This is a genomic window from Cytobacillus sp. EB106-05-05-XG126 (assembly GCF_058791715.1).
On the sequence record NZ_JBYTDU010000005.1, the window covers coordinates 113,147 to 126,160 of the forward strand.

The 13,014-nt window shown below is 44.0% G+C and carries 13 protein-coding genes and 1 tRNA gene; 1 reads left to right on the forward strand and 13 read right to left on the reverse strand.

Annotated elements, in window-relative coordinates; all coding sequences use genetic code 11:
- Positions 1–51 precede the first annotated feature (51 nt).
- The 8 genes from gpmI to AC3WTL_RS16515 form a co-directional block, all read right to left on the reverse strand.
- Positions 52–1,587: a 2,3-bisphosphoglycerate-independent phosphoglycerate mutase gene (gpmI, locus tag AC3WTL_RS16480; protein ID WP_048008418.1), complete on the reverse strand. Its 1,536-nt coding sequence runs from the start codon at positions 1,585–1,587 to the stop codon at positions 52–54.
- Positions 1,580–2,341, reverse strand: coding sequence for a triose-phosphate isomerase (gene tpiA, locus AC3WTL_RS16485; protein WP_252219780.1), 762 nt, complete (start codon positions 2,339–2,341; stop codon positions 1,580–1,582). Before tpiA ends, gpmI begins: the two co-directional genes overlap by 8 nt.
- A 73-nt stretch (positions 2,342–2,414) precedes the next feature.
- On the reverse strand, positions 2,415–3,599 hold the full coding sequence (locus AC3WTL_RS16490) for a phosphoglycerate kinase (protein ID WP_248349530.1): 1,185 nt from the start codon (positions 3,597–3,599) through the stop codon (positions 2,415–2,417).
- 258 nt (positions 3,600–3,857) lie between these two features.
- Positions 3,858–4,865, reverse strand: a complete 1,008-nt coding sequence (gene gap, locus AC3WTL_RS16495; protein WP_048008417.1) for a type I glyceraldehyde-3-phosphate dehydrogenase — start codon at positions 4,863–4,865, stop codon at positions 3,858–3,860.
- Positions 4,866–4,909: 44 nt separating this feature from the next.
- A complete protein-coding gene (locus AC3WTL_RS16500) occupies positions 4,910–5,932 on the reverse strand; it encodes a sugar-binding transcriptional regulator (RefSeq protein WP_248349531.1) in 1,023 nt (340 codons plus the stop codon).
- A gap of 136 nt (positions 5,933–6,068) precedes the next feature.
- Positions 6,069–6,317 (reverse strand): glutaredoxin family protein, encoded by a 249-nt coding sequence (locus tag AC3WTL_RS16505; RefSeq protein WP_082804478.1) that lies wholly within the window; start codon positions 6,315–6,317, stop codon positions 6,069–6,071.
- A 17-nt stretch (positions 6,318–6,334) separates the two neighbouring features.
- Positions 6,335–7,666: an RNA polymerase factor sigma-54 gene (rpoN, locus tag AC3WTL_RS16510; protein WP_252219783.1), complete on the reverse strand. Its 1,332-nt coding sequence runs from the start codon at positions 7,664–7,666 to the stop codon at positions 6,335–6,337.
- A gap of 350 nt (positions 7,667–8,016) precedes the next feature.
- A tRNA-Arg gene (locus tag AC3WTL_RS16515) sits at positions 8,017–8,088 on the reverse strand.
- 306 nt (positions 8,089–8,394) lie between these two features.
- Here AC3WTL_RS16515 and clpP point away from each other — a divergent pair.
- Complete coding sequence (clpP, locus tag AC3WTL_RS16520) at positions 8,395–9,000, forward strand: ATP-dependent Clp endopeptidase proteolytic subunit ClpP (protein WP_197218472.1); 606 nt, start codon at positions 8,395–8,397, stop codon at positions 8,998–9,000.
- A 42-nt stretch (positions 9,001–9,042) separates the two neighbouring features.
- Here the strand turns inward: clpP and AC3WTL_RS16525 are convergent, their stop codons facing one another.
- The 5 genes from AC3WTL_RS16525 to AC3WTL_RS16545 all read right to left on the reverse strand — a co-directional run bounded on the left by AC3WTL_RS16525 (position 9,043) and on the right by AC3WTL_RS16545 (position 12,753).
- Positions 9,043–9,300 (reverse strand): HPr family phosphocarrier protein, encoded by a 258-nt coding sequence (locus tag AC3WTL_RS16525; protein ID WP_009331822.1) that lies wholly within the window; start codon positions 9,298–9,300, stop codon positions 9,043–9,045.
- Positions 9,301–9,329: 29 nt separating this feature from the next.
- The gene (gene whiA / locus AC3WTL_RS16530) at positions 9,330–10,280 is read right to left on the reverse strand and encodes a DNA-binding protein WhiA (RefSeq protein ID WP_048008414.1); all 951 of its coding nucleotides are present in this window, start codon (positions 10,278–10,280) and stop codon (positions 9,330–9,332) included.
- 119 nt (positions 10,281–10,399) lie between these two features.
- On the reverse strand, positions 10,400–11,377 hold the full coding sequence (locus tag AC3WTL_RS16535) for a gluconeogenesis factor YvcK family protein (RefSeq protein WP_222499016.1): 978 nt from the start codon (positions 11,375–11,377) through the stop codon (positions 10,400–10,402).
- Positions 11,374–12,267 (reverse strand): RNase adapter RapZ, encoded by an 894-nt coding sequence (gene rapZ / locus AC3WTL_RS16540; RefSeq protein WP_048008412.1) that lies wholly within the window; start codon positions 12,265–12,267, stop codon positions 11,374–11,376. Before rapZ ends, AC3WTL_RS16535 begins: the two co-directional genes overlap by 4 nt.
- A 27-nt stretch (positions 12,268–12,294) precedes the next feature.
- Entirely contained in the window at positions 12,295–12,753 is a 459-nt protein-coding gene (locus AC3WTL_RS16545; protein ID WP_035329286.1) for an 8-oxo-dGTP diphosphatase, read from the reverse strand.
- Between the last annotated feature and the right edge of the window lie 261 nt (positions 12,754–13,014).

Genomic DNA, 13,014 nt, shown 5'->3' on the forward strand with positions numbered 1-13,014 from the left:
TTTATGATAAAAAATTGTAATCGGCAAAATTCGGGTGGTGCCTGCCACCAGTTATTTTTTCAGTAATGAGGTTCCTGTCATTTCAGCCGGTTTTTCCAGTCCAAGCAGGTCCAGAACTGTTGGAGCAAGGTCTCCTAAGATTCCGTCTGTACGGAGTTCTGCGCCATCTTGTGTGACGATGACTGGAACCGGGTTTGTTGTGTGGGCGGTCATCGGGCCGCCTTCTAGCGTAACAACTTCATCGGCATTTCCGTGGTCAGCTGTGATGATCGCTTTACCGCCTTTTGAAATAATCAGGTCAACAATTTTGCCAAGGCATTCGTCAACCGTTTCAACCGCCTTAATCGTTGGCTCAAGCATGCCTGAGTGCCCCACCATGTCCGGGTTGGCAAAGTTCAGGATGATCGCATCGAAATTGTCAGCTTCCACTTCCTTCAGCAACGCGTCCGTCACTTCATAAGCACTCATTTCAGGCTTAAGGTCATAGGTGGCTACTTTCGGTGAGTCGATCAGGATCCGTTCTTCACCAGGGAATTTCTCTTCACGCCCGCCGCTCATAAAGAAAGTTACATGAGGGTATTTCTCTGTTTCAGCAATGCGGAGCTGTGTTTTTCCGTTTTGCGCTAAAACCTCACCAAGGGTATTATCAAGGTTCGTCGGTTTGAACGCAACATATCCGTCAACCGTTTCACTGAAGTGGGTCAAACAAACGAAGAACAAGTTCTCAGGATGTCCAGGCCCTCTATCAAAGGAACGGAAGTCTTTATTTGTAAACGTGTTCGAAATCTGAATTGCCCGGTCCGGACGGAAGTTATAGAAAATAACTGCATCATCCTTCTTAATCGTTGCAACCGGCTTCCCATCTTCTGCAGTAATGACCGATGGAATGACGAACTCATCAAAGATACCATTTTTATAGTTATCTTCAACTAAATCCAAAGGATCGTTGTATGCAGGGCCATCACCATACACCATGGAACGGTAAGACTTTTCAACACGCTCCCAGCGTTTGTCCCGGTCCATGGAATAGTATCGTCCGGAAATGGTCGCAAATTCGCCAACTCCGTATTCTTTCATTTTTTCCTGCGCTTCTTTAATATAGCCTGCTGCTGTTTGCGGGCCAACATCACGTCCATCCAGGAATCCATGAACATAGACATTCTTCACACCTTCCTCAGCAGCCATGCGAAGCAGCGCAAATAAGTGCTGAATATGGCTGTGAACGCCTCCATCTGACAGAAGTCCCATCAAATGAAGATCCGTGCCTTTCTTTTTCACATGGTCAATCGCAGAACGGAACGTTTCGTTCTTCTCAAACTGTCCTTCACGAATGGCCACGTTCACTCTTGTTAAACTCTGATATACAATCCGGCCAGCGCCGATGTTTAAATGTCCTACTTCCGAGTTTCCCATTTGCCCTTCCGGAAGACCTACTGCTTCGCCGCTCGCGGTCAGTGTTGCGTTAGGGTAGGTATTCCAGTAACGTTCGAAGTTTGGCTTCTTTGCCTGAGCAACGGCATTTCCCATCCGCTCGCCCCGCAATGCGAAACCATCTAAGATGATTAATGCAACTGGAGATTTACTCATTCTTGCCTGCCTCCAATAATTGAAGAAAGTCTGTAGGCTGTAAGCTTGCGCCGCCTACAAGAGCTCCATCAATATCAGGCTGGCTCATATATTCTTTAATGTTTGCAGGCTTTACGCTGCCGCCGTACTGAATGCGGACTGCATCTGCCGCAGCCTGTGAAAATTGCTTAGCCAAGACTGAACGGATATGTGCACATACCTCATTCGCATCTGCAGATGTTGAAGATTTGCCAGTTCCGATTGCCCAGATTGGCTCATACGCAATAACAGTCTGCTTTACCTGCTCTTCAGTTAAGCCATTTAGGGCCTTCTCAACCTGTGAGCCTACAAGATCCATTGTTTCGCCGTTTTCCCGCTGTTCCAGCGATTCACCGACACAAACGATTGGAGTTAAGTTGTATTTGAATGCAGCCAAGGTCTTTTTATTAACAGCCTCATCTGTCTCATTGAACATCTCACGGCGTTCTGAATGACCAAGAATTACGTATTTCACGCCAAGATCTTCAAGTGCCACAGGGCTGATTTCGCCTGTAAAAGCGCCGTTTTCTTCAAAGTGCATATTCTGTGCGCCGATTTCAACATCTGAATCCTTTGAGTTTTCAACCAGGCGCTCAAGGAATAAGGCAGGAGCACATACAACTGTATCTACCTGCTCTTTCCCAGGAACTAAGCCGTTGATTTCTTCAAGAAAGACTTTCGCTTCCGGAAGTGTTTTATGCATTTTCCAGTTTCCTGCAATAATTGGTTTACGCATGTTGCACGTCCTTTCATGCATTTTTATTAGTGTCATATATTCGACAGATTTCGGGTGGTGCCTGTCACCAAAATTATTTATCGTTTAAAGCAACTACGCCAGGCAGGGCTTTTCCTTCCATAAACTCAAGGGAAGCGCCGCCGCCTGTTGAGATATGGCTCATGCGGTCAGCAAGGTGGAATTTTTCAACTGCAGCTGCAGAATCACCGCCGCCAATGACTGAATATGTATCGTTTGCTTCTGCTAAAGCCTCAGCCACTGCTCTTGTGCCGCCTGCAAATTTATTTAATTCGAATACACCCATTGGTCCGTTCCAGATGACAAGCTTTGAATTCTGAATTACATCGCTGTAAATATCGCGCGTTTTAGGTCCGATATCAAGTGCTTCCCAATCAGAAGGAATTTCTTCGATTGCTACAGTTTTAATATTGGCCTCTTCAGAAAAATCGTCTGCTACCACGACATCAACAGGCATGTAGAAGTTCACGCCTTTTTCTTTCGCTTTTTCCATAAACGATTTGGCAAGGTCAATTTTATCTTCTTCTAATAGTGACTTTCCTACTTCATGGCCGTTTGCTTTTACAAATGTATAAGCCAGCCCTCCGCCAATGATCAGGTTGTCTACCTTTTCAAGAAGATTTTCGATTACGCCAATCTTATCTTTTACCTTTGCACCGCCAATAATAGCTGTAAATGGGCGTTCAGGATTTGAAAGAGCTTTTCCAAGTACATCAAGTTCTTTTTCCATTAAGAGTCCTGATACAGCAGGAAGATGCTGAGCAATTCCTTCCGTTGAAGCATGTGCACGGTGTGCTGCTCCAAAAGCATCGTTCACATACACATCAGCAAGCTCAGCAAATGCCTTTGCAAGTTCAGAATCATTCTTTTCCTCGCCAGGATAAAAGCGTACGTTTTCAAGAAGGAGAACATCTCCTTCACCTAACGTGTCAACCATTGCTTTTACAGAATCTCCATATGCTTCATCGGCCTTCTTCACTTCTTTGCCAAGAAGCTCGGACAAACGCTTCGCTACTGGTGTTAAACGCAATTCTTCAACAATTGAACCCTTCGGACGGCCCAAATGGCTCGCTAAGATCACTTTAGCACCCTGGTTCATCAAGTATTCAATCGTTGGAAGAGCTGCTTTGATGCGAGTTTCATCTGTTACTTGTCCCTCTTTCATCGGAACGTTGAAATCAACCCGGCAGAAAACACGCTTACCCTTTAACTCCACATCTTTAACGCTTTTTTTGTTCATAGCAAAAGGACCTCCTTACCAGAAAAGCGGAAGCGCCTTGCCTGATGGCTCATAGACTAAAAGCCTCCAGGTTACGGAGCTAAGCACCATCCCGGTTAAATAGTTTTACTTAAAACAAAAGGGAGAGGGAATGTTTCCCTGCTCCCCTTTTACCCTTATCCATTATAGACGTTAGCGATTTGAATATCCAACAAGATGAGGTGTTTTTTCAGAGAAAAAATTCAGCTTGTGAATGCTTCGCAAAACGAATATTTTTGATTAAAGTCCCTTTTGAGCGATGTAGTCAACTAGGTCAACTACACGGTTAGAATAACCAGTTTCGTTGTCATACCAAGAGATTACTTTTACCATGTTGCCTTCCATAACCATTGTAGAAAGTGCATCGATTGTAGAAGATGCAGGGTTTCCGTTGTAGTCGCCAGATACTAATGGCTCTTCGCTGTAGGCAAGGATGCCTTTCAGGTCGCCTTCAGAAGCAGCTTTTAGAGCATTGTTTACATCTTCAGCAGTTACGTCTTTGTCAAGCTCAGCAACAAGGTCAACAAGAGAAACGTTTGGAGTTGGAACACGCATAGCCCCACCGTTCAATTTGCCTTTTAGTTCAGGCAATACTAGAGATACTGCTTTTGCAGCTCCAGTAGTTGTAGGAATGATGTTTTCCGCTGCTGCACGTGCACGGCGGTAGTCCTTGTGAGGCAAGTCAAGGATTTGCTGGTCATTTGTGTATGAGTGAACAGTTGTCATCATACCGCGTTTGATTCCGAAGCTGTCGTTCAATACTTTTGCAAATGGAGCCAAGCAGTTTGTTGTACAAGAAGCGTTAGAGATTACATGATGGTTTGCAGCATCATATTTCTCATGGTTAACACCCATGACAACTGTGATATCTTCGTCAGATGCAGGAGCTGAGATGATTACTTTCTTAGCACCAGCTTCAAGATGTTTCGCAGCGTCAGCACGCTTTGTGAAGCGTCCAGTAGATTCTACTACTACTTCTACACCAAGATCTCCCCATCCTAATTGAGCAGGATCGCGCTCTGCAATAACTTTTACTTTATGGCCGCCAACAACAAGATAATCGCCGTCAACAGTTACTTCTTCATTTAGAGTTCCGTGTACGGAATCATATTTCAAAAGGTGTGCAAGCATGTTTGCATCTGTAAGGTCATTTACTGCTACAACCTCTACGTTAGGGTTATTAAGAGCTGCACGGAAAACAACGCGCCCGATTCTTCCAAATCCGTTAATACCAACTTTAACTGCCATGATTATTTCCTCCTTGAAAAGGTAATTTTATATTTGAAAAGGGATTACCCTTTTATCAACTGTTTTGCTGCACCTTCATCTGTCACTAGTATGGTAGAAGATGGTGCACGTTTCATGTATGCAGCGATGGCTTTAGACTTTGTGGAGCCGCCTGCCACTGCAATGACATGTTCAATTTGTGATAGGTCATCCAGCTGAAGGCCGATGGTCTGAACCTTATGTACAACCTCGCCGCCTTCGTTGAAGTAATAGCCAAATGATTCACCGACTGCTTTGGCTTGCTTGATTTTAACCAAATCTTCTTCACTGGTTTTGCGGCGTTCCGCCATTGTAATAGCGTCCCCAATCCCGTGCAAAACCATGCTTGCCGATTTGATCTGGGTGATTACTTCTTTAATATTGGGTTCTTTAATAATGCTTTCATACATCTCCCTGCTTACCTGGTCCGGCACATACAGGACGCGGTGCCTGGAATCTGTATGGTCAGCCATTTTGGCACATATGGTGTTAGCCTGGTTTTTAACATCCTCGCCTATTCCGCCACGTGCCGGCACAAACAGCCAATCGCGTTCAGCAAGATCAGGAGTAAGCATCTCCGCTACGGCAGCCATTGTGGACCCGCCGGTAACTGCGATGATATTTTTTCCTTTGAGCCTTGATTTCATACACATTGCTGCGGCTCTGCCAAGCTCCTGCTTCACCCATGGAGATTCATCGCTGTTTCCGGAAACAATGATCGCCTGGCGAATGCCAAGCTTTCGGGATAATTCCTGCTCCATTACGGCTATACCCGAAATATCTCTCATTATTCCTTCAAGAGCTTCGAGTAATTCAGTACCATCGGAAGAGAGACTCATTCCTGTACTTGAAATGCGAATCAGGTTCTGGTCTTTTAGAAATTCAACCTCACTTCTCAGCACTCTTTCAGTCAAACCCATACTGACTGCAAGGCTTCTTCTTCCAACCGGCTCCATCAGCCCTATGTAATGAAGGATCCCATAGCGCTTCTGCATAACTGCAAGCATATCAGGCAATAATCTTTTTTGAATATCAATTAGTGAGTACATCCGGAAAGCTCCTTCATCATATGTGGTCATTTTTTGTCCCGCATAGACATATTATGTCCCACTTACCGCAAAAAAAAATCACCCTTGCTTCTCCTCAATAATAGCAAGAGTGAGTATTGAAATCAACTGATAAAACTCAGTTTTTTTCTGTAAGCGCTTCACTTACGGTAATGGGGTCAATATGCCCGAATTGCACTTCACGCCCATTAATTTCAACAACCGGAATCATGAGTCCGTACTTCTCAGTCAGGTCATCGCTCTCATCAATATCTTTCTCAATTAACTTAAATTCATATTCTTTCTTTAAATCCATTAAGACACTCTTAGCTTTATCACACAGCGGGCATCTGCTGCGCGAATAAAACACTAGCTCAGGCTGTTTCAATCAGCAAATCTCCTTTGTCAGTCATACCTTTTCCGTTTGGATGATGACGGGATGCCCAGCTGATCCCGATATTTCGCAATCGTCCTTCTGCTGACAACCATCCCCTCTTTTTCCTTCAACAGCTTCACAAGCTCCTGATCGGATAAAGGCTTTTGTTTATTTTCTTTTTCTATCATTTTACCAATAATCGTCTTGACCTGCTGTGAAGACGTATTTTCATCAGAAGTTGTTTTGATCGTACTGGAGAAGAACGATCTCAGCTCATATGTCCCAAATGGCGTTTGCGCATATTTTTCCCTGACAGCCCTGCTTACTGTTGATTCATGAATGTCGAGTTCATCTGATATTTCCTTCATTGTCATCGGCTTCAGATATGCAGGCCCTTTAATGAAAAAGTCCTGCTGCTTTTCAACGATTTTAAGAGTCACATTTGCAAGTGTCTCTTTCCTCTGCTCAATGCTTCTTATAATCCATTGATAATCCTGCTGCTTTTCCTGCAGGAAGCGGCTGACATTTCGATCACCACTTGCCGAAAACTTTTTAAAATAAGGTTCATTAAAACTAATTTTAGGAAGCACTTCATCAAACACGCTGACGGAAAAAGAGCTGCCATCCCACTGAATAATCACGTCCGGTGTTATATAAGCGGATTTTTCACTTTGGAAGGATGAAGCCGGCCTTGGATTCAGGGTCTGAACAAGATCGAATACTGCCTGAATGTCTTTAAGCTCCACACCGAGCTGTTTTGCGATTTCCTTCCATTTCTTCTCGGCAAAAAGGGTAAAGTATTCATCTATAATGATTTCAGCCAGTTCATTTACTTCCGGCAATCTCTTGATCTGCAGGGACAGGCACTCCTGAAGATTCCTTGCGCCAACGCCAGCAGGCTCGAGTTCCTGAAGCTCTTCAAGCATCTGCTCCACTTTCTCAAGGGGCATCTTAAGAGCATCAGCTGACGCCTTTAGATCCGCCCGGAAGTAACCGTTTTCATCAAGGCTATCAATAAGATGCTCAATCACTTTTTGGTCATCCCTGTTTAATTTCAAATGAAGCTGCGATTTCAAATATTCATCAAGCAGCATGGTCTTTCCGCAGCCAATCTGCTCAATCCAATTTATTTTATCTTTTTCGGCTTTTATCCTTGTCGGTTTGACACGGTCATAACGGGGATCCATCGTCTGGACATGACCGGACTCTACTTTTAAAAGGGGATTTTCAAGCGCCTTGCTTTCCAGGAAAGCAGAAAGCTCCTGTGTGCTGTATTGCAGAAGGGCAATAGCCTGCGTCAGCTCCTGTGTCATTGTTAATTTCATTGTCTGCTGCTGCCATAACCCAGCTTTCAAATTCATCGTACATTCCCCCTGTCCCCATTTTACAATATTCACAGAAAATGTTGTATGGAAATATCCTGGCAATCCCCAATGGCACCGGCACTTCTTTCTGAATACTTCACAATATGCATGGCTGAGTGGGGAATATTCATTCTTTATGGTGAAACCTGCGGATTTTATTGATTTTTTTGAAATTAAGTCTTCTATTTAGGAAGTTTATTAGATTTATTTGCAGATAGAGGAATTTTATTTGCGGATGCCCATTTACTTGCGGATAAACCTTTTTATATACGGATCGGCTGGATTCATTAGCGGAGAGCATAAAAAGTAAAAACTCCCTGTCCATATCAGACAAGGAGTTTTGCTAGCGCCCTCGGCAGGAATCGAACCCACATCTTAAGAACCGGAATCTCACGTGCTATCCGTTGCACCACGAGGGCATTGATTTTATTAATTGGCTGACCAAGCGCTCAGCCGCTACGATAACTAATTATATGCTATGTTTAATCACTTTGCAAGCCTCCTTTTAGTTTTAAAAATCGGAACAATGGGTATCATGGAATGAGATAGAACATCACAGAAAAAAGTGTCGAACGAATCAGGGGCTATTTCCATGCGATTCGTTTGACCTTAATTGACCATCAGTGTATCATGATAATACATAGGAGTTAAAAAATTTTCTTTACTTGGAAGAACATGCTTGTTCATCTTGTATGTTGACCTTATCTTGAAGGAGGAATTGGAAAATGAACTTAATCCCTACAGTTATTGAACAAACAAATCGCGGGGAGCGTGCTTATGATATTTACTCCCGCCTTTTAAAAGACCGCATCATTATGCTCGGAAGCGGAATTGATGATAATGTGGCAAACTCCATTGTTGCCCAGCTGTTATTCCTTGAAGCAGAAAACCCTGAAAAGGACATTTCCATTTACATTAATAGCCCTGGCGGAAGCATTACAGCTGGTATGGCTATTTATGATACGATGCAATTCATCAAGCCAAAGGTACAAACTATTTGTATCGGTATGGCTGCATCCATGGGTGCATTCCTTCTTGCAGCGGGTGAAAAAGGAAAGCGTTTTGCTCTTCCAAACGCTGAGGTTATGATTCACCAGCCACTTGGCGGTGCACAGGGACAGGCGACTGAAATTGAAATCGCTGCAAAGCGCATTCTTTTCCTGCGCGAAAAATTAAACACGATCCTTTCAGAGCGTACTGGACAGCCGCTTGAAGTCATTGCAAAAGACACAGACCGCGATAACTTTATGACAGCTGAACGAGCTCTTGAATATGGTTTAGTTGACCAAATCATTTCAAGAAACTCTCTAGATGAGAAGAAGGATAATTAAAAGACATAAAAAACAACTCGCATCTTCCCGATGCGAGTTGTTTTAGTTTTCCTTCTGAATATAGTTTGCCAGTGCTTCGAGAGCTTCGTTTTCGTCGTTCCCCTCAGCCTTCAGGGTAATGACTGATCCTGAACTTACAGCCAGGCTCATTAGCCCCATGATGCTTTTCGCATTTACCTTCTTTCCATCCTTCTCCAGGAAAATGTCCGATGAAAACCGATTGGCCTCTTGTACGAACAATGCTGCCGGACGGGCCTGCAATCCTGTCTTCAGCTTAACTTCTACCTGTTTTTCTGCCATTGTATATCTCCTCCCTGCTGATGCCTCCATTAGTGAGCATCTATGGTGCTGCCTGCTCTGAGTTTTTCAGCGATTTCATCTATTTTTCTTAATCGGTGATTAATGCCTGATTTGCTGATATTTCCGCCTGAGACCATTTCCCCAAGCTCTTTTAAGGTGACATCCTGGTATGCTACACGCAATTCGGCTATTTCCCTCAGTTTGTCGGGCAAAACCTGAAGTCCAACCGTCTGGTCAATAAACCGGATATTCTCCACTTGCCGCAAGGCCGCCCCGATGGTTTTGTTTAAGTTCGCTGTTTCACAATTCACGAGCCGATTGACCGAGTTTCTCATATCGCGGACAATCCGGATGTCTTCAAACCGGAGCAGAGATGCATGTGCCCCGACAATATTCAGGAATTCCGTTATTTTTTCAGCTTCCTTTAAATACGTGATATAGCCTTTTTTCCGTTCAAGCGTTTTGCTGTTCAGCCCGAACGTATTCATCAGTTCACAAAGGGAGTCGTTATGCTCCTTGTAAAGTGAAGCGATCTCCAGATGATAGGAGGAGGTTTCCGGATTATTAACCGATCCCCCGGCAAGGAATGCACCGCGCAGATAAGAACGCTTACAGCATTTCTTTTTTATGAGCTCTTTGGAGATATCGTGTGTAAATACGAATCCCTCACTTAAAATTTTCAGGTCATCAAGAATCATGCTTGCCTGTTCCGACAGCCTGACAATATATACATTGTTCTTTTTCAGCCGCATTTTTTTCCGGACCAGGAGCTCGACCTGAACGCTGTAATTCCTTTTAATCAGCGTGTAAATCCTTCTTGCAATGGCTGCATTCTCCGTCTGAATATCAACGATCAATTTCCGGCTGGAAAAAGAAAGTGAACCATTCATCCGGATCAAGGCGGACAATTCCGCTTTGCCGCAGCAGTCTTTTAATTCCAGGTTAGTCAATTCTTTTTTCGTTTCCGAAGCGAAAGACATCCCTTCACCCCCTATCCGTAAAAGTGCTTAGCCAGAGACATATAAAAAGATATTCTTCACTGAGCAAACGTATGCACAGTTTATTTTTTTACTGGCAAAAGCCCTTTTACACCTTTATATTACGCGTTAAAACGCCTATTGGTTTCATGTAAAATTAAATTATAAAGCATTTGGGCAACCTCTTTTGTATCATGGCGTATGATCCCGCCTTCGTGGCTGACAATTTCACCGTGCATAATATCAAGGCCCAATTCGGCAAGAGCACCTGTATCATACACAACAGGCCTCGCCATTTCCTCGCTGTACCGCTCCTGAATATGGGCAGGAATTTCTTCATTGTTTACCAGGATGGTATTGATAAAAGCACAGCTCATATGATTATAAAGTGCTTTTACATGGTCACTTGCTGTATAATCGAGCGTCTCGCCTGCCTGTGTCATTAAATTGCATATATAGACTTTTTTTGCTTTCGATTGACAGACCTCACGTCCGAGCCTGGGAACAAGCAAGTTTGGAAGAATACTTGTATATAAGCTTCCAGGGCCAATGATGATCATGTCAGCCTGTCTGATTGCCTGCAGTGATTCAGGCAGGGCTTTAATATTTTTAGGAGTTAAAAATACCCGCTTGATTTTTTTGCCGGAATAAGGAATCTTTGATTCTCCCGATACGATAGTCCCGTCTTCCATTTCAGCGTGAAGGACCACACTCTGGTTCGCAGCCGGCAGCACCTTTCCCCTTACATTTAACACCTTGCTCATTTCCTGAATCGCATGAACAAAATTTCCTGTAATCGAGGTCATTGCCGCGAGAATTAAATTGCCAAGCGAGTGCCCGGACAATTCATTGGATGTCGCAAAGCGGTGCTGGAACATCTCCTCAATGAGCGGCTCTACGTCTGAAAGAGCGGCCAGCACATTGCGGATGTCACCGGGCGGCGGGATATGAAGATCATTTCGCAATCTTCCTGAGCTGCCGCCATCATCGGCTACTGTCACAATGGCAGTAATATCAACAGGGTACTGCTTCAGTCCCCTTAAGAGGACAGGCAGTCCCGTTCCTCCGCCGATGATGACGATTCTTGGCTGTCGGTTCATTTGATGTTTTCCTTTCTCCTGTCGATGTCACGGTGGGTGATTGCAGTATTGTAATCCTTGCTGAAGTAGTCTGCAATATATTCCGTCAGCGCTACCGAACGGTGCTGGCCTCCCGTACATCCAATTGCCACCACCAATTGAGCCTTCCCTTCCCGCTTATAATGCGGAAGCATAAAGCTCAGCAGCTCCGTAACCTTCTCAAGAAATTTACTGGTTTCCGTCCATTTCAGCACATAGCCCGATACCTCTTCATCTAATCCTGTCTTCGGCCTCATATGTTCAATATAATGGGGATTCGGAAGGAACCGGACATCGAATACCAGGTCGGCATCAATTGGAATTCCATGCTTAAAGCCAAAAGACATGACGTTAACCGTAAATATGGTTTTTTTATTCAATGAGAATTCCGTAAGAATTTTCTCGCGCAATTCCCTCGGTTTCATTTGTGACGTATTATAAATCAGCCGGGCCCTGCCTTTTAATTCTTCGAGCAGCTCCCGCTCAAGCTTGATGCCTTCAAGAGGCAATCCTGATGGTGCAAGGGGATGAAATCTTCTTGTTTCTTTATATCTTCTGACGAGTGTCGAATCATCCGCATCAAGATATAAAATCTGCGGAGTGACCCAGGATGTTTCGGACAATTCATCGAGCGCCTTAAACAGGTGGTCAAAAAACTCACGGCCGCGCAAATCCATCACCAATGCCACCTTATTCATTTTATTCCCGGATTCCTTCATAAGTTCAAGGAATTTAGGAAGCAGCGTCGGCGGCAAATTGTCTACACAGAAGAAGCCAAGATCTTCAAAGCTTTGGATGGCTACTGTTTTCCCTGCCCCTGACATTCCCGTAATAATCACCATTTGAGTATCATTAACTGCACCCGTACTCATTTTTGTTTCCCCCTGTATCTGTCAAATTCAGCTTGGATCCAGCCTGTAACTAAGTAATTCAAAATCCGGCGTATACGTAAATGTTCCATAAATCATTCCCTGGCCATGAATCATATACTCCAGAATATGCGAATCACCGGCAGCCATCGGCAGATTCTTTATCTCTGAAAACGGATGCCAGCGAAGCTTGCCTTCCTCTGATTCATCCAGGTTCAGCCCATCAGAAGCTGTAGCCAGAAAAGTAAACATCATCCACTCCTGTACAACCTTTTCGCCATCCTTCATGATGAACGTAAAAATGCCCTTAATATTCGGATTGCGCAGATAAATGCCTGTTTCTTCCCTGAACTCACGGATGCACGAGTCCCTCACTGATTCACCCGGCTCCATCTTTCCGCCCGGGGCCACCCACCAGCCTCTTCTAGGCTTTTGCAAAAGCAATACTTTATCGTCTTTCAGTAACACACAGTTCGTGACTCGCTGCAACACATTTCACCTCTAATTTCCAAAATCATACCGCTGCTGCCTTTTTCATAAAAGCAAAGGCTGGCTAACGTACTTTTCTTATTCTTTTCATTATACTATTTTTGTCTTAGAGCCACAATGAATACAGATTTCTAAAAAACTTATTCAAAACATACTGTATTTACGCAAAAAAAGAGCACAGGCATGGGCCTGTGCTTTAAAAAGGATTATATCTTTAAAAGGGGGTCAATTTCTATTCCTATACTACCCGATTTTTATTTC